This window comes from Streptomyces sp. SGAir0957 (assembly GCF_043523415.1).
Genome location: NZ_CP027293.1, coordinates 392,721 through 414,170, shown reverse-complemented (window position 1 = coordinate 414,170; position 21,450 = coordinate 392,721). Strand labels below are relative to the sequence as shown.

Below are 21,450 nucleotides of genomic sequence, written 5' to 3'. Positions count from 1 at the left end.
AGACATGGCTAGCCGTTCCGCGCCACCCTGGGCCGCGCTCGCACGACCCACATGTACCCGGCCAGCCCGACCGCTCCGCGCACCGTCGCGTCAGCCCAAGCGGGTGCGGCGCCGCCACCGGGACTCCACCCCAGACCCCAGAAGAGCAGCCAAGTCAGGGCGCTCGCCGCTGCGACGGCACTTCCGTACTGCGCGAGTGCGGCCTCGCCCCTTGGGGTCCGGCTGGGCAAGGTGAGAAGCGTGCTGGGCAAGGTGAGAAGCTCTCTTATATGCCTCCCCGTCTGCGGTTCTTCTTCTCGGCCGGTGTCGTCGGTACCGCCTTGTGGCCCGACGACACCGACAGCCCGTATGGCTACCCCTGCGAACTGGAACGTCTGCCGATCAGCCGCACCCTGCGCGAAGCATTGGTCGGACTGAGCGAGCGCTACCAGACGTCCATCGACTGGGACTACCCGCCGGGCCCGACTCCTTGGAGCCGGCGGCAACAGGATGAGTTCACCCGCCAGGCGGATGCCGCGCTACGCACCCTGCGCCGAGAGCTCGGCGGCGAGTGGACCGTCGTGGACCAGCGCCACACCCTGTGACAGACACCGCCCGAGGTGAGCGGCGGGGGGCTTCGTGTGCAGGACACATGTGCACACCCCGGACCGGAGGCCGCCCGGCGGCTACCGTTTCATGGCGTCCGTGCTGACGGCCCGCACGTATGCTCCTGTGCATGGATGCTGTGCAGCCGGTCCGTAAGCGTGACGGGGCCGCGACGCGGGAGGCGATTCTCGCCGCGGCGGTGGTGGAGTTCACCCAGCATGGTTACGCGCGGGCCGGGCTCCGGCAGATCGCCGGCCGGGCCGGTGTGACGGCCATGATGATCAACCGTTACTTCGGGTCCAAAGAGCTCCTCTTCGCTCAGGTGGTGGACCGGGTTTTTGAGCCGCCCACGGTGGTCGGTGACGAGGGCCAGGGGCTGTCGCGTGCTGTCGCGCACACGCTCGCCGAGCGCACCGCCCCCGGGGCCGAGGCTCTCGACCCGTTTCTGTTGCTGCTCCGTTCGGCGCAGGACCCCGAGGCGACGGACGCCCTTCGGTCCGGCGTCGAGAAACATGTGGGTGCCCGTCTGGCGGGGTTGCTGGAGGGGCCCGAGGCGGAGGTGCGGGCCCAACTCGGGCTGGCGCTGATCGCCGGGACTTGGTTGCTGCGCACCGTCGTCGGGATGCCGGCACTCGTCGACGCCGACGACGACAGGATCGAGGATCTCCTGGCCGCTATGCTCGCGCCGGTCACCGGTGAGGCCGGGGCCGGTTCCCACGATCGTCCGGCGTCGTGAAGGTCTGTCAGGTGTGTGTTGCTCAGAAGGCTGAGCGGATGAGCCCGCCGTCGACGCGGATCGTGGCCCCGCTGATGTACTGGGCGTAGCCGCTGCACAGATACGCCACCGCTGCCGCGATCTCGTCCGGCTCGCCGAAGCGTTCCTGGTCGTTGGGGATGAGCGCGTCGACGGCGTGGGGCCGGATCTCCTCCCAGGTGTCGCCCCAGCCGCGGGCCGGGCCGATCTGTGTGACGAGTTCCTTCGTGGCGTCGACGAGAACGGCCCCGGGCGAGACCACGTTCGACGTGACGCCGGTGCCCTTGAGATCGCGGGCCAGGGACACGGCGAGGTTGTGCCGGGCGGCGAGGGTGGCGTTGTACTGCGGGTGGGTGTTCATCGGCTGGGAGGCGAGTCCGCCGCCGATCGTGACGACCCGGCCCCAGCCGCGCGCCCGCATGGCCGGAACCAGGTGCTGGATCATCCGCACGCCGGACACGACATTGACGTTGTAGGTGTCTCGCCACTCGTCGGGAGTCGCCTCCGTCCAAGACAGCTGCCGGTAGAAGCCGGCGTTGTTGACGAGGATGTCCACGGGGCCGTCCGCGGTGGCCGCCCGGGCGACCTCGGCGGCCGACGCGTCGTCGGACAGGTCGCCCAGCACGGCGGTGGCGCTTCCGCCGGCCTCGCGAATCTCCCGCGCCACTTTCTCCGCACGCTCCTCGTCCCGGCCGTGCACCACGATCGCGGCGCCCTCAGCGGCCAGCAGCTTCGCGGTGGCCTCGCCGAGCCCGACGCTCGACCCCGTGACGAGCGCGCGCTTTCCGTTCAGATTCAGATCCGTGTTCTGCGTCCCTTTCCAGGGTTCCCGTGCCGTAGGGGCTGGGTGGTGCGTGATGTCGGTGTGTCGTGTCGGTGTGTCATGTGTGCCTCTCCGGTTAAGTATACAGCTGTAGACGTCTTCGGTGCGGGGTACTTGCGCACGCCGCCTACCTGCGCGCGTCGACATAGTTGCTTCCGCCCGGCACAGCGAGTCTGCTGATCACTCCGGCTCCCGTCGGGCGGCGCGCCAAGCCACCGCCACGACCGCCGGACATCAGAGACGCACCAGTGAAGGAGTTCTCGGAGTGATCGCCGCACATCTGAAGCAGTGGAGTACCGTCCCGGTCCTGGCCGACACACCCGTGCCGGACCTCGCACCATCCGGTGAGGTGCTGGTGGAGATGGAGGCGGCTGCCGTCACCCACCTGGACCTCACTCTCACCTCCGGGTCGTTCGCCTACCGGCCCGCTCTTCCCTTCACGCCCGGTACGGCGGGAGTCGGCCGGGTGGTCCAGGGCGAGGGGCTCGTGGGCCGGCGGGTCCTGGTCCGCGGCGCAGGCGTAGGTCTGGAACGGTCCGGCACCTGGGCCGAGCAGGTCGCTGTCCCTCTCGCGGGCGTGCGTACGGTGCCCGAGACCATCAGTGCCGCGCTGGCGGCCACCTGCTACTCGCCCCTGAGCACCAGCTGGGCGGCTGTCGGCCCGGTGGGTCAGGTCGGTCCGGGCGAACGTGTCCTGGTCACGGGTGCCTCCGGAGGGGTGGGCTCTTTGGCGGTCCAGCTCGCCGCTCGTGCCGGCGCTCACGTCCTGGCCGCCGTCCGCAGCGAGGAGAAGGCGGCCGGCGTACCGGATGCCGCGGGCGAGATCCTGGTCGGCCGTGACCCGCAGGCCCTCGCGGCGGCCTGTGCGGAGGACAGCATCGACGTCCTGGTGGACACCGTCGGCGGCGACACCGTTCCGGCCCTGCTGAACGCGATGCGGCCCGGCGGCCGCGCGGTACTGATCGGCTATGTCGCCGGCAGGGCGCTGAGCGTCGATCTGCCGACGCTGCTGGCCAGGGACGTCACGCTCGTGCCGGTGAACATGGTCCGCCGCCAAGTCCCCGACGACGTCTTCCACAGCCTCCTTGACCAGCTCGGCGACGGTCGCCTGCACCTGCCCACCACCACGATCCCCTTCGCCGACCTGGGCGAGGCGATCGGTGCCCGCGGCGACGGCACCGTGTCGGGCGCCGTGGCGGTCACCATGTGACGCGCCGGCCACCCGTCACCAGCGGCCCGAACGGCTGATCCGCACCCCGCCGACCGCGTGGGAGGAGGCATGGGTGCGGTCCCCCGTGGAAGGCGTGGTGCGGAGGACGAGAGAGGAGACCGGCGATGGACTGGACGCTTGACGAGGAATTCGCGACCCCGGAGGGCGTGATGCGCTGGGGAACCATGGGGAGCGGGGACCCGATCGTGCTGGTGCACGGCACGCCGTACTCCTCCTTCCTGTGGCGTGACATCGCTCCGGCACTCGCCCGCACCCGCCAGGTCTTCTTCTTCGACCATCTCGGCTTCGGCCGGTCGGAGCAGCGCGAAGGCCAGGACCTCAGCCTGGCGGCCCACGCGAGGAACTTCGCCGGGCTCCTGGACCATTGGCAGCTGTCCGCGCCCAGCGTCGTCGCCCACGACATCGGTGGTGCGGTGGCGCTGCGCACGTTGCTGCTCGAGGAGAGGAGCTACCGCGACCTGACCCTCTTCGACGCGGTGAGCGGCGGCGACTGGGAGCGTGGGCTCTTCCAGCTCTTCCTGGAGCACGAAGACGTGTTCAGGAGGCTTCCCGACTACGCGCACGAAGCGCTGGTCAGCAGCCACTTGCGGCACGCCACGCATGTCGGCTTCCGGCCGGGGGTCCAGGACATGTTCCTCGCGCCTTGGCGAGGGGATGCGGGGCAGGCGGCGTTCTACCGTCAGTACAGCCAGATCAGGCAGTCGGACACCGTCGCGTACGAGCACCTGCTGGGCGGCATCGAGCTTCCGGTGCGCATCGTCTGGGGCCGCGAGGACCGCATCCTGCCCCCGGAGTACGCCGAGTGGCTGCACGAACGCATCCCGCACGCGGAGCTGCACTGGATCGAGGGCGCCGGCCACCTGTTGCAGGAGGACGCACCGGGACAGCTCCTGGCCTGCCTGACAGCCGACTTCCCCCGGACCTGAGGCCCGGCGCGCGGCGGGCCGGGGGAGACGCGGGCCGGGGGAGACGCGGGCCCGGGGAGACGCGGGTCAGCTCCAGGCCGCGCGCTCCGGGCCGCGCGGGTCGTCGACCTGCGTCCACTCGGCGTCGATGCGCATCGTGGCCCGCCGCCCGGTGTCGTACGGGGCCCAGCCGGGGTCGCCGGTCCTGGCGAACCGGATCCAGGTCTCATGGACACGGGTGGCGAAATCCGCGGGGGGCTTGTCCGGGCCGAGCAAGCCGGTGGGTCCGCTCAGTCCGGGCAGGTCCGCGAGGTCGAAGACGAAGGGCAGTTCGACCGTATGGGTGGCGCCGAGCTCTCCGCCCAGGGCCTGGGAGCGCCAGGCGAACTCGTAGGCGTACGTGGCCGAACTCGGGTGAGCGGCATGGGCGTCGGCCAGGGCACGGCTGCCCGCGCCGAACAGCGCGTCGGCCATGACGGCGGAGCGGAGCTCGGCGTGCGACGCCTCGGGGCGGGACCCGCGGTACGTCTCGACGAGCCGCGCCGGATCCGGGTGCGAGCGGGCCGCCACTTCGTGGACGTCGGCGGCGGTCGAGGTGGCGTACGTGCCGACGGGGACCAGGTACAGGTTCCCCTCTTCGGTGTTGGTGCCGATGAGCAGGTCGACGTCGGCGCTCGGACCGGCCGCGACGGATGCGGCGGGCTGCGTGTCGAGGACCAGGCTGAAGGGGCTGAGCCCGAGCAGCGGATCGTGGTGGGTGGCGGTGCGCAAGTCGAGGCCCGCGAGCCCGGAGGCGGCCTCGACCAGGCGTTCGTCGGAGAGGCCCGCGAAGGCGTCGACGTGCGGCGCGATGTCCAGAGCGCGGGCCGCCGCACGGGTGACGCGAGCGGCTTGCTCGGTGGTGAACGCGCCGAGGCCGCTGCCGCTCTGCACGATCGCCCGGCGGACGAGTCCGGCCGCGCCGGGGTCGGCCAGGACGGCGCCGACGAGGGTCGCCCCCGCCGACTGGCCGAAGACGGTGACATTGTGCGGGTCCCCGCCGAACGCCGTGATGTTGTCCTGGACCCAGCGCAGGGCGGCGACGACATCGAGCAGGCCGCGGTTGGCGGGTGCGCCGGGGAGATCGAGGAACCCGGCGATGCCGAGCCGGTAGTTCAGGGTGACGAGGACGACGCCGTCGCGTGCGAAGGCGGACCCGTCGTACAGGGCGGAGCGCGTCGATCCGGCGACGAACGCGCCCCCGTGGACGAACACCATGACCGGCAGTCCGGCACCGCCGGCGACAGGCGTGCGGACGTCGACGGTGAGGAAGTCCTCGCCGCGGCTCCAACCGGCGCCGTAGTACGGGGACATGTCGATGCCGCCGAGCTTGCGTGCGGACTGCGGTGAGGTGGGCCCCGGCGTGGTGGCGTCCCGAACGCCGTCCCAGGGCGCGTGCGGCCGGGGCGGCGCGAACCGGTCGGCGCCGCGGGGAGGGGCGGCGTAAGGAATGTTCAGGAAGGCGGCGGTGCCGTTCTGGCGCATGCCGCGGACGGCTCCCCGCGCCGTGGACACGATGAGGTCGGTGTGGTGATGCACGGTGATGGTGCCTTTCCGCGGGGGCTCAGGCCTGCTCGGTGTACGGGGCGAAGGGCGCCCAGCCCTTGATGGCGAACTTGTCTCCCTCGCGCGCGACTTCGGCGGCGCCGTGGCCGCCCAGGTGCGCGGGGATCACGAGCGCGTTGGTGTCGGCCGCCCGGCCGAGCACCTTGCGGCGGGTGGCGCGGGCGCCCGCGGGGTCCTCGCAGAAGCAGCTGTTGACGTCCGGTTCGAGGATCTGCACCGGGCTGTGCAGCATGTCGCCGACGAACACCGCGCGGTCCGTTCCGGAGGTGAGGGTCAGGACGGAGGAGCCGGGGGTGTGCCCGGGGGCCGCGTCCAGACGCAGGTCGCCGTCGATGCGGTGGCTGTTCTCCCACAGCAGCGTCTGGCCTGCCCGGTGCACCGGGGCGACGCTGTCCTCGAACACGTTCTGATTGCCGCGGCCGAGCAGCGGCTTGTGGCCGTTCTCGGGGTTCCAGAAGTCGAAGTCGTCCTTCGGCATCAGATAGGTGGCGTTGGGGAAAGTGGGCACCCATTCCCGGCCGTCCAGGTAGGTGTTCCAGCCGACGTGGTCGACATGAAGATGCGTGTTGATGACGATGTCCACGTCCTCGGGTTCGACTCCCGCCCGGGCGAGACCGGCCAGGAAGTCCGTCCTGAGGTGGCTCCAGACCGGTGAGTACGGGCGTTCCTTGTGGTTGCCCACGCCGGTGTCGACGAGGATGTTCTTTCCCTCGCTGCGCAGCAGCCAGGTCTGGATCGCGGAGTTCACGAGGTTGGTCCCGGAATTCAGGAAGTGCGGGGTCAGCCAGGCGGCGGAGTCCTCCCACACGTTCTGCGGGCTGTCCGGGAAGAAAGTGCCGGGCGTCATGTCGACGGAGCCGAAGTATTCCCGTACGCGGGTGACACCGACATTGCCGAGCGTGATGTGATCCATGAAATGTCCTGCGATTCTCAGGGGATGCAGAGGAATTCCTGAACCGTACGAGCGGCCTCGGCGGGCGCGGTATCCGTCACGTGACTGCACCTGTGCGCCCGGACCGAGCGTCGGGCGCCGCCACTTGTAACCTGGGCGGGCACGGCAAGGCGGCTCCGTTCGCGCGAGCAGAATTCCTGGAGATCCTCGTGGATGAACGCGGCGGCGACCTCGATGCGGTCACCGGAGCGCGGCCGGGTCGAGGCACACCGTTCGAGCCGTTCGTCGGCCGGGACGCGGAGTCGGAACGCCTCTTTCACGCGGTGGAGGCGCCTTCGACCGACCCGGTGGTGATGCTGCTCGGCGCCCCGGGCACGGGCAAGAGCGCCCTGCTGGCCCGTGCGGCACGTCGGGCCGAAGCGGGCGGAACGCGCGTGCTGCGGGCCGACGGCAGCGAGTCGGAGTCGAAGCTGGCGTTCTCCACCTTGCATCAGCTGCTGCGGCCGCTGTCGGCGGAGGCGGACCACCTGCCGGAGAGGCAGCGCACCGCGCTCCAGGACGCCCTGGGTACGGGGCCGGGCACGTCGCGGGATACGAGTACCCCCGATCCGCTGTTGCTCGGGGGCGCCGTGCTGAGCCTGCTGTCGGCCCTGGGGGAACGGCAGCCCGTTCTCCTGGTGCTGGACGACGCGCAATGGTTCGACCGTGCTTCCCTGGACGCACTGTCCTTCGCCGCCAGGCGACTGGAAGGCGAACCGGTCACGATGCTGATCGCGGCCCGTGACGGCGAGCACCTCGCGGGATTCGACCGGCACGAGCCGACACTCACCCTGGGGCCGCTCGACGACGTCGCGGCGAACCAGCTCCTCGACCAGCAGCCGCTCAGCCTCACCGGTCAGGCCAGGACGCGCGTCCTCGACCAAGCGGAGGGCAACCCGCTGGCGCTGGTGGAGCTCGCGAGGGGAGCCACCGCTCAGGGCCTCGGCGTCGCAGGGCCGTCGACCGCGGGTCCGCTCCTTCTCACCGATCGCCTGGAGCGGATCTTCGCCGCTCGCGCGGACGGCCTTCCCACCGACACGACACGGGCGCTGCTGCTCCTGGCGGCCATGGACAGAGCCGACGCCCCGATCGCCGTCTCGGCCGGGCTGTCCGACGCCGATGACGACGTCTGGCTGCCCGCCGAACGGGCCGGGCTGGTCCGGCGCACCGGCCGGGGCCCACGGTTCCACCACCCCCTGGTCCGATCCGCCGTGTATCACGCCGCGTCCGCGGGCGCCCGGCGCGAGGCGCATCGCACGCTCGCCGCACTGCTGCGTGACGAACCCGACCGGCGTGCCTGGCATCTGGCCGCCGCCTGCCCGGGCCCCGACAGGGCGGTGTCGGCCGAGCTCGAGCGGACCGCCGACCGGGCCCGACGCCGCGGCGGCCACGCGGCAGCGGCCCGAGCCCTCCAGCGTGCGGCGGAACTCGCGCCGCGGCGCGAGGAGAGCGCCCGGCTGCTGGTCGACGCCGCGGCGGCGGCCGTGTTCACCGGTGACCTCGCCTGGGTCGAGGAACTGGCCGCCGCGGCACGCGCCCGTACGGACGACCCGGCGCTGCTCGCCTCCGCCGCCGTACAGAGCGGACGGCTGGCGATCCTGACCCTGCGTCACTCCGCGGTCTTCTCCCGACTGACCGACGCCGCCGAGGAGTGGGCGAGTGCCCGGCCGGCCGCCGCGCTGGACCTCTTGGCAGGCGCGGCCGTGGTCCGCTTCTACTCCGGAGAGGATTCCCAGCTGGCGCGCGTCCGGGACCTTCTGGGGCGCCTTCCGGAAGACGTCTCGTCCGCGGCCTCGCGTACCTGGGTGCGGGCCGTGGTGGACCCGTCCGGCGACAGGAGCGTATGCGTCTCCCTGCTCCCGGGGCTGGTCGCGGAGGCGGAAGCGCGGCCGGAACAGCTCACCACCGTCGGCATCATGGCCTGGCTGCTGGACGAGACCCCGCAGGCGGTCCGCGTCTTCGACGAGGCCTTCGACCGCTGGAAGGCGCAAGGGGCGCTACCGGAGGGGCTGGGCGGGGCGGTCGCCTGGGCCTATGTGGAACGAGGACGGTGGGACCAGGCCCGGGAGGTCTGCGCCCGCACCACCGCGGTGAGCCGTGCTACCGGCCTCGACCACGCCGCGGCCTGCGCGGCGGCCGTGGAGGCCACCGTGCTGGCCTATCAGGGCGACGCGGCGACGGCCCGCGCCAGGGCCGACGAGGCGCTCGCCCTGATCGATCCGCTGGAGAGCCGCTCGGTCTCCGTCTACGCCCGCCGAGCGCTCGGCGCCGCCGCGGCGGCGGAGGGCGCGTACGAGACCGCGTACGGCCAACTCCGCGGCGTCTTCACGGCGGACGGCGCGCCCGTGCACTACCACGCCTCCTACCCGGCCGTCGCGGATCTGGCCGCCGCGGCCGTCCGCTGCGGGCGCCGCGAGGACGCTGCCGCGATCGTCGAGCGGTGCGCACGTCTGCTCGCGGACAACGCCTCGCCCCGTCTGCGCGCGCTGGTCGACCGTGCCCGCGGCCTGCTGGCGGATCCCGGGGAGCCGGAGAACGCCGAGCGGTACTTCCGGGCGGCCCTTGCGGACCCGGCCCTCGCGCACTGGCCCTTTGAGAGGGCCCAGACCCTGCTCGACCTCGCCGAGTGGCTGCGCAGGCGTCGGCGCATCGCGGACTCGCGGGCGCCGCTCGGCGAGGCCCTGGAGATCTTCCGGCGCCTGGGCGCCCGCCCGTGGATCGAGCGCGCGCGGACCGAATCCCGTGCGGCCGGCCTCACCGTCACGGACACGGCCCCCGACGCCCTCGCCGAACTCTCCCCGCAGCAGCGGCAGATCGTCGGACTCGCCGCCCACGGACTGACCAACCGCGAGATCGGGGAGAAGCTGTTCCTCTCCCCGCGCACGGTCGGCTCCCACCTCTACCGCAGCTTCCCCAAACTCGGCATCACCACCCGCTCCCAACTCCGCGACCTCCTCGACGCCCCGTCCGCGCGGACCGGTCGCCGGCAGTGAGGCCCGGTGGCGGGGACGGCAGCCGCTTCGTCCACCGCCACCCCCGGATCCAGGGCAACCGCGCCCCACCTCGGCGCGCCCGCGCGGTATGTACCATATTTGCCGATATGCATGATCCATGACCGTACTGGTCCTGGCCCACCTCGCCCTCGCCCTCTGCGCCGCCCCGCTCATCCGCCGGGCCGGCCCGCGCGGCTTTGTCGTGCTGGCCCTGCCGCCCGTCGCCGCGCTGGTCTGGGCGCTGTGCCAGTGGGGCCCGGTCACGGATGGTGGGGCGCGGAGCGAGGCGTGGACGTGGGTCGAGGCGTACGACGTCCACGTGGCGTTCCGGCTCGACGCGCTCGCGCTGCTCATGGTGATGCTCGCCGCCGGGGTAGGGGCGCTGGTGCTGCTGTACTGCGCGCGGTACTTCATCCCCGGAACCCCGCAGCTGGGGCCGTTCGCCGGGAACCTGCTCGGGTTCGCCGGGGCGATGCTCGGGCTGGTCCTCGCCGACGACCTGATGATCCTCTACCTGTTCTGGGAGCTGACGACCGTCCTGTCGTTCCTCCTGATCGGGTACGACAGTGAGCACCGGGCGACCCGCCGCTCCGCGCTGCAGGCGCTGACGGTCACCTCGGTGGGCGGACTCGTCATGTTCGTCGGGCTGCTCATGCTCGGGCACTTGGCGGGTACGTACCGGATCTCCGAGATCCTGGACGCGCCGCCCGCCGCGAGCGACACGCTGTCGGCCGCCCTCGTGCTCATCCTCGTAGGGGCGCTCGCCAAGTCCGCGATCTGGCCGCTGAGCATGTGGCTGCCGAACGCGATGGCCGCGCCCACCCCGGTCAGCGCCTATCTGCACGCGGCCGCGATGGTGAAGGCCGGGGTCTACCTCGTCGCCCGGCTCGCTCCCGCCTTCGCCGACGTCACGCCGTGGCGGCCGCTGCTGCTCACCCTCGGCACGGCGACGATGCTGCTCGGCGGCTGGCGCGCCCTGCGCCTGAACGACCTCAAGCTCGTCCTCGCCTACGGCACCGTCAGCCAACTCGGCTTCCTGGTCGTGCTCGCGGGGGACGGCACGTACAACACCGGGCTCGCGGCCGTCGCGATGATCCTCGGCCACGCGCTGTTCAAGGCACCGCTGTTCCTGATCACCGGCATCGTCGACCATGCGGCCGGGACACGTGATCTGCGGCGGCTCTCGGGTGCGGGGAGGGCTCTGCCGTGGGTGTGCGCCGTCGCCGTGCTCGCGGCGGGATCCATGGCCGCACTGGTGCCGCTGCTCGGCTTCGTGGCGAAGGAGGCCGCGTTCGACGCGCTGCTGCACGGAACGGTCGCCGAGCGCTGGGTGCTCGCCCTGCTCGTCGTCGGCTCCGCGCTGACCACCGCGTACACGCTGCGCTTCCTGTGGGGCGCCTTCGCCCGCAAGCCGGGCCTGGACGACACCCCGGTGCACCGCGTCGGCGCCACCCTCCTCGCGCCGCCCGCGATCCTCTCCCTCGGCTGCCTCCTGCTCGGCCCTGGCATCGGCCTGGTGGCGCCGCTGTTCGAGGCGTACGCCGCGCAGTACACCGTCCCGGCGCACCCGTACCACCTCGCGCTGTGGCACGGCTTCGGCACGGCGCTCGGTCTGTCAGCGCTCTCCTGGGCAGGCGGCGTCGTCCTGTTCCTCGGCCGGGACGGCGTCGTCGGACTCGGCCGGCGGTTCGCCTGGCCCAAGGCGGACGAGGTCTTCGGCCGCACCGTGCTCGGCCTGGAACGCACCGCGCTCCAGGTCACGGGCTCGGTGCAGAAGGGCTCGCTGCCCGTCTACGTCGCCACCGTCCTCGGCGTCATGCTCGCCGGGCTCGTCGCGGTCCTGGCCACCGACCGGCCCTGGGGCCACGCACCCGCGCCCCGCGCCTGGGACACCCCGTGGCAGGCCGCCGTCGCCGCGCTGACCTGCGCGTGCGCGGTGATGTGCCTCGCCGTGCAACGCCGCATGAAGGCCGCCGTCCTCGCGGGCCTCACCGGATACGGCACGGCGCTCCTGTACGTCGTCCAGGGCGCGCCCGATCTGGCGCTCACGCAGTTCGGCGTCGAGACCGTCTCGACCGTCGTCCTGATCCTCGTCATGCGGCGCCTCCCCGTGAACTTCGGCGAGGCCGTACGCTCCTGGCGCCGCACGGCCGCGGTACTGCTCGCGTTCGGCAGCGCCGCCGGGATCGCCTGCGCGGTGTGGCTGGCCGCGGGCGCCAGGACCGCCGTCCCCGCCGGAGCGGCGATGACGGAGGAGACCGCGCACCACGGCCTCAAGGACGTCGTCGCCACGATCATCGTCGACTTCCGCGCCTGGGACACGATGGGGGAGTCCGCCGTTCTCGCGGTCGCCGTGCTCGGCGTCACCAGCCTGCTCTACGTCCACCGCAGACAGGGGCCCTCGCCCGGTGCGGCGCCCGCGCTGCCCGGCGGGGTGACGGCCTGGTCCCTGGCCTCGCGCGCCATCCGGGTGCCGGACCGGTACACGCAGACCGCGCCGGGCCGCAGCTGGCTGACGGCGGGGGACACCCTCGCGCCCGAACACCGCTCCGTCGTCCTGGAAGTCATCGCCCGGCTCGTCTTCCACCCGATCCTGACGCTCTCGGTGTACCTGCTGCTGTGCGCCGAGAACCTGCCGGGCGGCGGATTCGTCGGCGGACTTGTCGCGGGCGTCGCCCTGATGATCCGCTACATCGCGGGCGGCCGCCACGAACTGGCCGCCGCCGCCCCCGTCCACGCCGGCTTCTTCACCGGACTCGGCCTCACCCTGTCGACGGGCGTCGCCCTCCTCGGCCTCGCCGACGGCACGGTGCTGCACGCCTTCACCTGGCACGGACACCTGCCGCTGATCGGCGACTGGCACCTGGGCACCGCCGTCCTCTTCGACGTCGGCGTCTACCTCCTCGTCCTCGGAGCGGTCCTCGACGTGATCCGCGCCCTCGGCTCGAAGATCGACCAGCACACGGAACACCGGGCCGGGCTCGCGCTCGCCGGGGACCGCGCGGAGGGGGAGGGCGCCCGGTGACCGTCAGTCTGACCCTGCTCGTCTGCGCCGTCGTCCTGACCGCGGTCGGCGGCATCCTCATCCACACCCGCAGCCTGACGCGCGTCCTCGTCGGCGTCATCGTCTGCGGCAACGGCGTCAACCTGTTCGTCCTCACCACCACCGGCCGCGCAGGGGCCCCGCCGCTCCTCTACCCCGGCGTCGCGTTCGCGCGGGTCACCGACCCACTGCCGCAGGTCATCGCCCTGACCGCCGTCGTCATCACGCTCGCCACCACGGCGTTCGTGCTCGCGATGGCCTACCGCAGCGGCCGGCTGACCGGCTCCGACTTCGTGCCCGACGACGTCGAGGACCGGCGCGTCGTGCTGCGCGCGGAGATCGCCGAGGAGCGTGCGGAGCTGCGCGAGCGCTACCGGGGCGAAGGGCTGGGCGCCTGGCGCGAGGAACGCCGCGAACAACGGCACCGGCTCCGCCTGGACCGCGCCTACCAGGCGCGAGCCCGGGACGCCACGGGGGATCTGTGGGACGACATCCTCGGCGCGGACCCGAACCAGGCCGCGGGGCGCGAGCGGGAGCCCGACGCCGGCCATGACACCGCCCCCGACCCCAACACCCCCGGCCCCGACGCACGGCAGGAGAACGACCCGTCGTGAACGCCCTCGTCCCGCTGCCCGTCGTGCTGCCGCTCGCCGCGTGCGGCCTGAGCATGTTCATCGGGCCCCGACTGCGCCTGCTGCACCGCATCATCGGCGTCGGCGTGCTCGCCGCCGTGCTCGTGGTCGACCTCGTCCTGCTCGTCGAGGCCGACCGCACCGGAGCGCACGTCGTCCACCTCGGCGACTTCGCCCCGCCGCTCGGCATCACCCTGGTCGCCGACCGGCTCGCCGCGCTGATGCTGACCGTCTCCGGCGCCGTCACCCTCATCGTGCTCGTCTACGCCCTGGGCCAGGACATGGCCGACCGGGAGGAGAGCGCCCCGATCGCCGTCTTCCACCCGGCCTACCTGGTCCTCGTCTCCGGCGTGTCGCTGACCTTCCTCGCCGGCGACCTCCTGAACCTGTTCGTCGGCTTCGAGATCATGCTGATGGCCAGCTTCGTCCTGCTCACCCTCGGCGGCACCGAACCGCGCCTGCGGGCCGGTTCGACGTACGTCGTCGTCTCCCTCGTCTCCTCCCTGGTGTTCCTCGCGGGCATCGCCGTCGCCTACGCCGCCACGGGCACCGCGAACTTCGCGCAGCTCGCCGTCCGCCTGCCCGAACTCCCGCTCGGCGTGCGGACGATGCTCGAGGTGCTGCTGCTCACCGTGTTCGGTGTCAAAGCGGCCGCCTTCCCGGTCGCCGCCTGGCTGCCCGACTCCTATCCGACCGCGCCCGCGCCGGTGACGGCCGTCTTCGCCGGGCTGCTCACCAAGGTCGGCGTGTACTCGATCCTGCGCACCGAGACCTTGCTGTTCCCCGGCAACCGGCTCTCCGCCGTGCTCATGGTCGTCGCGTTCGCGTCCCTGGTCATCGGCATCCTCGGCGCCGTCGCCCAGACCGACCTCAAACGGCTGCTGTCCTTCACCCTCGTCAGCCACATCGGCTTCATGCTGTACGGGATCGCGCTCGGCAGCCGGGGCGGCATCGGCGGCGCCATCGTCTACACGGCGCACCACATCACCGTACAGACGACTCTGTTCCTCGCTGCCGGACTATTGGAACGGCGGTACGGGACAACGGAGTTGACGCGGCTCGGCGGCGTCGCCCGCGCCGCTCCGCTGCTCGCCGCGCTCTGGTTCGTGCCCGCCATGAACCTCGCCGGAATCCCACCCCTGTCGGGCTTCCTCGGCAAGCTGGCCCTGATGCGGGCCGGTGCGGCGGACGCCGGGGTCTACGCATACCTCCTGCTCGGGGCCTGCGTCGTCGCCAGCCTCCTGACGCTGTACGTCATGGCGAAGGTGTGGAATCTGGCGTTCTGGCGGGCCGCTCCCGCAGACCTCCCGAGGGAGGGAAGCGTGCTGGAGGACCGCGACGACTCCGACAACTCCGACGACTCGGGCAAGTCGGACAATTCCAGCGACTCCAGCGACTCCAGCGACTCCAGCGACTCCAGCGACTCCGGCGACTTCGGCGACTCCGCGTATGGCCATGGCGCCCCGGGTGCGTCTGTCCGTACGTCCGTCGACACGTCCGTCACCGCTTCGGCCGGTGCGTCCGTCGACAGAGGCGGCGGCTCGGTGGCGGTCGCCTGCGTCCGCACCACCGCCCGGATGCCGCGCGCGATGACCGCGGCGACGGTGGCGGCCGTTCTCCTCGGTCTCTCCTACACCGTGCTCGCGACGCCACTGACCGGCCTTGCTGACCGCTCGGCCGCCGAACTGCTGGCAAGGACCCCCTACGTGGAGGCGGTGCTGAGGAAGTGACCACCAGACCTCCGGCCGCGAAAGTCCGCACCCGCCGTCTCGACGTACCGCTGATCGCGTGGCTCACGGTCATCTGGATGCTGCTCTGGTCGGGACCCACCTGGGGCAACCTCGTCAGCGGTATCGTGGTCTCCGTCGTCCTGTGCCTGGTCTTCCCCCTGCCCAGCGTCGAACTCGCCCTGCGTCTGCGCCCGTTGGGCATCCTGCGCCTCGCCGGTTACCTCGTCTACGACATGGTGGCGTCCAGCGTCTCGGTGTCGCGGCAGGCCCTGCGCGGCGGGCGGCGCCCCGCGGCGGTGATCGCCGTCCCGTTGCGCTGCCGCACGGACCTGATGATCGCGGCGACCGCCGTCGCCGTCTCCTGTGTGCCGGGCGGCGTCCTCGTCGAGGTGAACGGCTCGGCCGCCATCCTGTACCTGCACATCTCCGACGCCGACGACACGGCCGTCCTGCACCGGACCCGGACCGACGTGTGGCGCCTGGAGGCCCTCGTCGTACGAGCCTTCGGCACCCGCGCGGAGATCGAACGTGTCGCCGCGGACCCCGAACCTGTACCGCCCCGACGAAAGGACCCCGGGCCGTGACCTCGGTGGACACCATTCTGCTCGACGCCGCACTCGCCGTGATCCTGCTCGCGGGCGCCCTCCTGCTGATCCGCATCTGGCGCGGCCCGTCCATGCTCGACCGCGCAGTGGGAGTCGACGTCGCGGCGGCCCTCATGGTCGCGGGAATCGGCGTGCAGGCGGCGCACAGCCGGACCCGGTACTACCTGTCGATCATGCTCGTGATCGCCTTCCTCGGCTTCACCAGCTCGGTCGGCATCGCCCGTTTCATCGCCGTACGCGACCGCCCCGCCGAGCCCGCACCGAAGGAGCGCCCGTGAACAACTGGCACCTCGCGGCCGACCTCACCGGCGCGGCCTTGCTGCTCGTGGGCGCCCTGGTCTGCCTGTCCGGCGTCCTCGGACTGCTGCGGCTGCCCGACGTCCTCACCCGCAGCAGCGCCGCGACCAACCCGCAGACCCTGGGCATCCTCCTGCTCACCGCGGGCGTCGCACTGCGCCTGCGCTCCTGGGCCGACCTGGGCACGCTCGCCCTGGTCGTCTTCTTCCAACTGCTGACCAGCCCCGTCGCCGCGCATCTGGTGGCCCGCGTCGCCTACCGCACCGGCCAGACCGGCGACGACGCCCTGCTCTACGACGAACTCGCGGAGTCGGACGCGCTACGGGTGAGCCGCGACGCGGAGGCCTGACCCGGGGGTGACCTGGGGGTGACCTGGGGGTGACCCCGGGGTGCCCCGGGGCGTAGGGTCCCTGGCCCTGACCCGGCGTCGTACCGTCCCTGTGCGCTGATCACCGGGTCTTCGTCATCGGTACCGGATCACGTGCAGAGCTCGTAGGCCCGTCTCGTCCAGAGAGACCGGCTCGTCGGAGGAGCCGTCCATGAGGAGGACGCGCGTCTCCGTGGTCAGCGCCGTCACCAGCCAGCCGGCCGCTTCCCGGCCGCGCCCGTCCGTCCGTCGCACCCAGACCAGGCTCCGTGACCCCGCCGGGAACGTGGACACCTCATCGAGCGCCGACTGCCAGCCCCGGTGCTCGGAGGCGGAGAGCACGGGTCCGAGCTCGGCCAGCGTCGGCTCGAACCAGTACGCGCGCCCCGGTGCGGGCGGCGCCGGAAGCGCTCCGGTGCCCGGGGTACGCCCCTGATCCCAGTGCGCGAGCCAGGCCCATGGCGCGGAGTTGGGCAGGTGGAACGGTGCGCCGACCTCCTTCGGCACGACCACGGTCGCGTCCAGCAGCGTGTCCTGCCAGCGGCCCTCCCGCAGATGCCGTCGGGTGTCGCACGAGAACACCCAGCCGCGGGCCGTCTCGTCACCGGGGCCGGGCCCGACCAGCTCCACCTCACCGCCGTACACGCTGTGCAGCCACTGCCGCGCCTTGGCACACCCCGCCTCGAAGTCGCGTGCGGCCCCTTCCCAGGGCGCGGGCGTGGGCCGCGGCACGGAACGCAGGAGAACGATCTCGCGCACGTTGCCGGTGTCGAGGCGGGCCAGGGAGGAGGTGAGGGGGTCGAGGAAGACGACACGGCCCTGGTTGTTGTGCGCATAGATCAGGTTGCCGGTGACTTCATGACCGGCGGCCTCCCGGCGGACCCACACCACGCCGCGCGTATCGGGCCCGCCTTCGGCGACGGCTTCGATTACGTCGTCCCAGCTGCTCACCGGGACCGGGACCGGGGCGAAGTCGGGGAAGTAACGCTGATGCAGCCGGGCCCACCACCCCGGCGCCTCGTCGGACGGCTGCCAGGGCAGAGGCGTCGACGCGGCGCGGTCGATCATCGAGTGCAGGGTGACCAGGCAGCCGCGGGCGTTGATCCTGCGCGGCTGGTTCTGGACACGAGCCAGCGCCTCGTCGTACGACGCGGCCGGCGCGAGGTCCGCGAAGGGGGCGCTGGGCGACGGGTGGAACGGGGCGCCGCCGTCCTTGGGCACGACGACCGACGCCGCGAGCATGGGCGTCTGCGGAAAGCCGGACTGCGGCACGGTGCGGCAGGGGAACAGCCAGGCCGTGGCGCTCTCGTGCACCGGGTGCGGCGCCGCCAGCTCCACCAGGCCGCGATAGAGCTGGTGGAGCCAGGCGGACGCGGCCTGATCAGGGGTGTACATCTACGAGTGCGCCTTACTTGGGGGCCGGCTACCGGCGGTGGTGGGAGCGTGCGGGTGTGTGCCGTGCGCGACATCCTCACACCGTCGCGTCGTCGCTCGCAACGATGGAGCGGTGAACCAGGGGTTCGTGGGCGGTGGTTGAAGCAGGTGCACACCTGGCGTGCGGTCTGGTCGACGGTACGGCGGTCCGGTCGATGGTGTCGACGGTATGGCGGTCCGGTCGACGGTATGGCGGTGCGCTCTTCGCTTCCGCCGCCCATACGGTGAGTACGCTCGACCTGTTGTGTTTCTCGCAGGGCCGACTTTGCGGGCCCGCCCGGCTTGCGCCGGGGCTCCGTAGCGGCTGCCCGGCGGGAGCACGACAGCGCAGCGGCACCAGCGCTCCGCGCGGACAAGGAGAGAGGAAGCCATGAAGCACATCAAGCTCGGTGACCTGGAGGTGGCCCGGATCGGGTTGGGCGCCATGGGCATGTCCGCCGCCTACACCGGCGCGGGCAGCGACGACGCCGAGTCCGTCCGCACCCTGCACCGCGCCCTCGAACTGGGCGTCACTTTGATCGACACCGCCGAGGTCTACGGCCCGTACACCAACGAGGAACTCGTCGGCCGCGCGCTGAAGGGCCGTCGCGACGACGCGGTGCTGGCCACCAAGTTCGGCCTGGTCTCCCACACCGGACGCGAAGGCGGAGCCGACAGCAGCCCCGCCAACATCCGGACCGCCGTCGAGGGCTCCCTCGCGCGGCTGGGCACCGATCACATCGACCTCTACTACCAGCACCGCGTCGACCCGGGAACGCCCATCGAGGACGTCGTGGGCACCCTCGCCGAGCTGGTGGCCGAAGGGAAGATCCGCTACATCGGCCTGTCCGAGGCCGGACCGGAGACCATCCGCCGGGCCCACGCCGTCCATCCGGTGACCGCGGTGCAGTCCGAGTACTCCCTGTTCACCCGCGACCCCGAGGCCCACGTGCTGCCGGTGCTGCGCGAACTGGGTATCGGCCTGGTCCCCTTCTCGCCGCTCGGCCGCGGTTTCCTGACCGGGACCATCCGCTCCACGGAGCAGTTCGCCGCCGACGACTTCCGCGCCGACAACCCCCGCTTCGCCGAGGAGAACTTCCAGCACAACTTGCGGCTGGCCGACCAGGTCGCGGAGATCGCCGCGGGTATCGGCGCCACCCCGGCACAGGTCGCACTAGCCTGGCTGCTGGCCCAGGGCGAGGACATCGCGCCCATCCCCGGCACCCGGCGCGTCGCGCGTGTCGAAGAGAACGCCGCCGCCGACGCGGTGCGGCTGTCCGACGAGCAGCTCGCCCGGCTGACCAGCCTTCCGCCGGCCGCGGGCGACACGCACAACGAGGCACAGATGCGCCTGATGGAGCGCTGAGAACAGCCGCTTGGGTTGAGGGGCGCCATCCAGCCGCTTCCTTCCCTCCGCGCCGAGCGCGCGGAGGGAACGGTTCGGTGGGGGAGTGCCCGGAGGGAGGTCCCCTCACGTCGGCGCGGGCCGGACGAAGGCTGCGCCCTCAGCCGAGAATCCCGCTCCTCAGTGCAGCGGCTCCCAATGCGCAAACGCCTCCACCATGCCGGGCCTACCGGGGTCGTCCCAGACGAGACAGCCCCAGACGAGACCGGGGTACGTATGGTTCCCGTACATACCCCGCGGTGACGCACGGCGTCCGCGGTCCCGCTGCTCCTCGGACGGCATCGGTGATCCACGTCTCGAAGATGCCGCCCGATCGGACCCTCGTTCACGTTCACGGAGGGTGTTAGCGTAGGTGTGAGAGGGACGACCAGTTCGCTCATGGAGACTGAGGAGGTGTGTTGATGACTGTCGTGGAGACGCCCGCTGCGTGCGGCGCCCGGACCATCCTCACCTCCCGGGCCTCGTCCTGACCTTCGCCTGCCTGCCCCCCTTCTCGTAGGGGAGTGCTCTCGGCACGCCTGTTGTCCGGCGGGGCCCCAGTTCAAGGGTCTCCACTTTGCTTCATCGACTCACTCCATTCCCCTCCGCTCTCCCTAGAGCTCCTGAGCGCGCCCTTTCGGGCGAAGACCTCCTCGCCACCGGCGCGGAAGGGAGCAGCGACAGCAAGGGCACCCCGGGCCTGCGCGCCGTGGCCCGGCACGAGGCCGGCGCAGCCCGGGAACAGATCGTCGCCGTAGACAACGCGCCCGGCGCGCACCCTCAAGCAACCCCCTCACTTCAAGGCACGACGAAAAGGAAGCAGGTCATGGACCTCCCTCGCATCTTCACCATCCGCGAGAGCAACCACCGCATCCACAACCCGCTGACCGCGGACAAGCTCGCCGCCCTGGGCCGTGCCCTCCACCTCGCCCCCGGAACAAGGGTGCTCGACCTGGCCAGCGGCTCGGGCGAGATGCTGTGCACCTGGGCCCGCGACCTGGGCTTCACGGGCACCGGGGTGGACATCAGCACGCTCTTCACCGAGCAGGCCCGGGCCCGCGCCGCCGAACTCGGCGTCGCCGACCGGGTCGAGTTCCTCCACGGTGACGCCGCCGGCCATGTCGCCGACCAGCCGGTCGATCTGGCTACCTGCCTCGGCGCCACCTGGATCGGCGACGGCGTCGCCGGAACGACCGAACTGCTCCAGCGCAGCCTGCGCCCCGGAGGACTGATGCTGATCGGCGAACCGTACTGGCGGCAGACCCCGCCCGACGACAAGGTCGCCAAGGCGTGCCATGCCAACGCCGTCGCCGACTTCCTGCACCTCCCGGAACTGATCGAGCGGTTCCGGGAACTCGGGTACGACGTCGTCGAAATGCTGCTGGCCGACCAGGACAGCTGGGACCGCTACGCCGCGGCCCAGTGGCTCAGTATGCGCCGCTGGCTCGACCAGAACCCGGACGACGAACTCGCCCCCGAGGTAAGGGAAGAACTCACCACCGAGCCCGCCCTCTACGCGCGCTACGGGCGTGAATACCTCGGCTGGGGTGTCTTCGCCCTCATGAAGCGCTGACAACCCGTCCCGTGCGGGGCCCGGGCGCCACCACACCCGGGCCCCGCACTGGCGACGTCATCACCGCGTCGCGCGGGCGGTACGTGCGGGCGGGGGCGGCGTCCTGACGCGGCACCTCACCAAGGGATGTAGACGTGCTGCAGCCCGATGTAGAACTGAACCCCGGCATAGACATACAGGCCCACCGTCCCCAGCAGCGTGCCACGCGCCGCGTAGAGCCCAGGCCGTGACCGCCGTTCCATCAGCACCGTCAAGGTGATGCTGCGTTGCGTGCACCACCCCCACACGGCCGCGAGCCCGGCCCCGAGAAGGGCTCCCACGACCGGCGCTCCGACGAGCAGGCGCCCTGCGTTCTCCAGCGCGACCTTGCGGGCATGGTTGTACTGCCAGTTGACCGGATCCGGATGGTGCGCCGCGTCTGTCGCGGCAACGAAGAGCCCGACCAGCAACGGTGCCAACAACAAGGCCGCCCATACCAGCGGAGCGACGACACTGCCCTGCCGCCCGTGCCCCTCCCGCGTCGCACCCTCACCCGACTCCGTCATAGCGCCAGTGTGACGCACTTGAAGCGTGCGTGCG

Annotated in this window: 18 protein-coding genes; 13 read left to right on the top strand and 5 right to left on the bottom strand. The window is 71.9% G+C overall.

All coding sequences use genetic code 11. The features are described from left to right. Nucleotides 1–269 precede the first annotated feature (269 nt). Complete coding sequence (locus tag C1N81_RS07265) at nucleotides 270–584, top strand: hypothetical protein (protein ID WP_394427870.1); 315 nt, start codon at nucleotides 270–272, stop codon at nucleotides 582–584. Between the two features lie 131 nt (nucleotides 585–715). Then, nucleotides 716–1,321, top strand: coding sequence for a TetR/AcrR family transcriptional regulator (locus C1N81_RS07260; RefSeq protein ID WP_394427869.1), 606 nt, complete (start codon nucleotides 716–718; stop codon nucleotides 1,319–1,321). A 22-nt stretch (nucleotides 1,322–1,343) separates the two neighbouring features. On the opposite strand, the gene C1N81_RS07255 is transcribed toward C1N81_RS07260, so the two are convergent. Next, the gene (locus C1N81_RS07255) at nucleotides 1,344–2,198 is read right to left on the bottom strand and encodes an SDR family NAD(P)-dependent oxidoreductase (RefSeq protein WP_394437783.1); all 855 of its coding nucleotides are present in this window, start codon (nucleotides 2,196–2,198) and stop codon (nucleotides 1,344–1,346) included. A gap of 229 nt (nucleotides 2,199–2,427) precedes the next feature. On the opposite strand from C1N81_RS07255, the gene C1N81_RS07250 reads away from it, so the two are divergent. Both C1N81_RS07250 and C1N81_RS07245 read left to right on the top strand, forming a co-directional pair. Next, on the top strand, nucleotides 2,428–3,372 hold the full coding sequence (locus C1N81_RS07250) for a quinone oxidoreductase family protein (protein ID WP_394427868.1): 945 nt from the start codon (nucleotides 2,428–2,430) through the stop codon (nucleotides 3,370–3,372). Between the two features lie 125 nt (nucleotides 3,373–3,497). Continuing rightward, complete coding sequence (locus C1N81_RS07245) at nucleotides 3,498–4,319, top strand: alpha/beta fold hydrolase (RefSeq protein WP_394427867.1); 822 nt, start codon at nucleotides 3,498–3,500, stop codon at nucleotides 4,317–4,319. Between the two features lie 66 nt (nucleotides 4,320–4,385). On the opposite strand, the gene C1N81_RS07240 is transcribed toward C1N81_RS07245, so the two are convergent. Further along, complete coding sequence (locus C1N81_RS07240; protein WP_394427866.1) at nucleotides 4,386–5,876, bottom strand: carboxylesterase/lipase family protein; 1,491 nt, start codon at nucleotides 5,874–5,876, stop codon at nucleotides 4,386–4,388. 25 nt (nucleotides 5,877–5,901) lie between these two features. Then, complete coding sequence (locus tag C1N81_RS07235; RefSeq protein WP_394427865.1) at nucleotides 5,902–6,816, bottom strand: MBL fold metallo-hydrolase; 915 nt, start codon at nucleotides 6,814–6,816, stop codon at nucleotides 5,902–5,904. Nucleotides 6,817–7,004: 188 nt separating this feature from the next. Between C1N81_RS07235 and C1N81_RS07230 the strand changes: the two genes are divergently transcribed. The 7 genes from C1N81_RS07230 (at nucleotide 7,005) to mnhG (ending at nucleotide 16,483) form a co-directional block, all read left to right on the top strand. Continuing rightward, nucleotides 7,005–9,827, top strand: a complete 2,823-nt coding sequence (locus C1N81_RS07230; RefSeq protein ID WP_394437782.1) for a helix-turn-helix transcriptional regulator — start codon at nucleotides 7,005–7,007, stop codon at nucleotides 9,825–9,827. 118 nt (nucleotides 9,828–9,945) lie between these two features. Then, nucleotides 9,946–12,852, top strand: coding sequence for a Na+/H+ antiporter subunit A (locus tag C1N81_RS07225; protein ID WP_394427864.1), 2,907 nt, complete (start codon nucleotides 9,946–9,948; stop codon nucleotides 12,850–12,852). Then, complete coding sequence (locus tag C1N81_RS07220; RefSeq protein WP_394427863.1) at nucleotides 12,849–13,484, top strand: Na(+)/H(+) antiporter subunit C; 636 nt, start codon at nucleotides 12,849–12,851, stop codon at nucleotides 13,482–13,484. The genes C1N81_RS07225 and C1N81_RS07220 overlap by 4 nt, the downstream gene beginning before the upstream one ends. Then, nucleotides 13,481–15,232, top strand: a complete 1,752-nt coding sequence (locus C1N81_RS07215; protein WP_394427862.1) for a Na+/H+ antiporter subunit D — start codon at nucleotides 13,481–13,483, stop codon at nucleotides 15,230–15,232. Before C1N81_RS07220 ends, C1N81_RS07215 begins: the two co-directional genes overlap by 4 nt. Continuing rightward, entirely contained in the window at nucleotides 15,229–15,816 is a 588-nt protein-coding gene (locus C1N81_RS07210) for a Na+/H+ antiporter subunit E (RefSeq protein ID WP_394427861.1), read from the top strand. Before C1N81_RS07215 ends, C1N81_RS07210 begins: the two co-directional genes overlap by 4 nt. Continuing rightward, entirely contained in the window at nucleotides 15,813–16,115 is a 303-nt protein-coding gene (locus C1N81_RS07205) for a monovalent cation/H+ antiporter complex subunit F (protein ID WP_394427860.1), read from the top strand. The genes C1N81_RS07210 and C1N81_RS07205 overlap by 4 nt, the downstream gene beginning before the upstream one ends. Next, complete coding sequence (mnhG, locus tag C1N81_RS07200) at nucleotides 16,112–16,483, top strand: monovalent cation/H(+) antiporter subunit G (protein WP_394427859.1); 372 nt, start codon at nucleotides 16,112–16,114, stop codon at nucleotides 16,481–16,483. Before C1N81_RS07205 ends, mnhG begins: the two co-directional genes overlap by 4 nt. 114 nt (nucleotides 16,484–16,597) lie before the next feature. Here mnhG and C1N81_RS07195 read toward each other — a convergent pair whose 3' ends face one another. Then, nucleotides 16,598–17,896 carry a YrhB domain-containing protein gene (locus tag C1N81_RS07195; RefSeq protein ID WP_394427858.1) on the bottom strand — a complete coding sequence of 433 codons (1,299 nt, stop codon included), beginning with the start codon at nucleotides 17,894–17,896 and terminating at the stop codon, nucleotides 16,598–16,600. Nucleotides 17,897–18,305: 409 nt separating this feature from the next. Between C1N81_RS07195 and C1N81_RS07190 the strand changes: the two genes are divergently transcribed. Next, nucleotides 18,306–19,280: an aldo/keto reductase gene (locus C1N81_RS07190; protein WP_394427857.1), complete on the top strand. Its 975-nt coding sequence runs from the start codon at nucleotides 18,306–18,308 to the stop codon at nucleotides 19,278–19,280. A gap of 844 nt (nucleotides 19,281–20,124) precedes the next feature. Beyond that, nucleotides 20,125–20,871 (top strand): methyltransferase domain-containing protein, encoded by a 747-nt coding sequence (locus C1N81_RS07185; RefSeq protein WP_394427856.1) that lies wholly within the window; start codon nucleotides 20,125–20,127, stop codon nucleotides 20,869–20,871. A gap of 116 nt (nucleotides 20,872–20,987) precedes the next feature. Here C1N81_RS07185 and C1N81_RS07180 read toward each other — a convergent pair whose 3' ends face one another. Beyond that, the gene (locus tag C1N81_RS07180; RefSeq protein WP_394427855.1) at nucleotides 20,988–21,416 is read right to left on the bottom strand and encodes a hypothetical protein; all 429 of its coding nucleotides are present in this window, start codon (nucleotides 21,414–21,416) and stop codon (nucleotides 20,988–20,990) included. Nucleotides 21,417–21,450 lie beyond the last annotated feature (34 nt).

What these genes read in the sequence shown, in the direction of transcription:
- C1N81_RS07195 (WP_394427858.1), bottom strand. Translation starts at nt 17,896, where the DNA reads ATGTACACCCCTGATCAGGCCGCGTCCGCCTGGCTCCACCAGCTCTAT.
- C1N81_RS07265 (WP_394427870.1), top strand. Translation starts at nt 270, where the DNA reads ATGCCTCCCCGTCTGCGGTTCTTCTTCTCGGCCGGTGTCGTCGGTACC.
- C1N81_RS07245 (WP_394427867.1), top strand. Translation starts at nt 3,498, where the DNA reads ATGGACTGGACGCTTGACGAGGAATTCGCGACCCCGGAGGGCGTGATG.
- C1N81_RS07260 (WP_394427869.1), top strand. Translation starts at nt 716, where the DNA reads ATGGATGCTGTGCAGCCGGTCCGTAAGCGTGACGGGGCCGCGACGCGG.
- C1N81_RS07225 (WP_394427864.1), top strand. Translation starts at nt 9,946, where the DNA reads ATGACCGTACTGGTCCTGGCCCACCTCGCCCTCGCCCTCTGCGCCGCC.
- C1N81_RS07180 (WP_394427855.1), bottom strand. Translation starts at nt 21,416, where the DNA reads ATGACGGAGTCGGGTGAGGGTGCGACGCGGGAGGGGCACGGGCGGCAG.
- C1N81_RS07190 (WP_394427857.1), top strand. Translation starts at nt 18,306, where the DNA reads ATGAAGCACATCAAGCTCGGTGACCTGGAGGTGGCCCGGATCGGGTTG.
- C1N81_RS07235 (WP_394427865.1), bottom strand. Translation starts at nt 6,816, where the DNA reads ATGGATCACATCACGCTCGGCAATGTCGGTGTCACCCGCGTACGGGAA.
- C1N81_RS07185 (WP_394427856.1), top strand. Translation starts at nt 20,125, where the DNA reads ATGGACCTCCCTCGCATCTTCACCATCCGCGAGAGCAACCACCGCATC.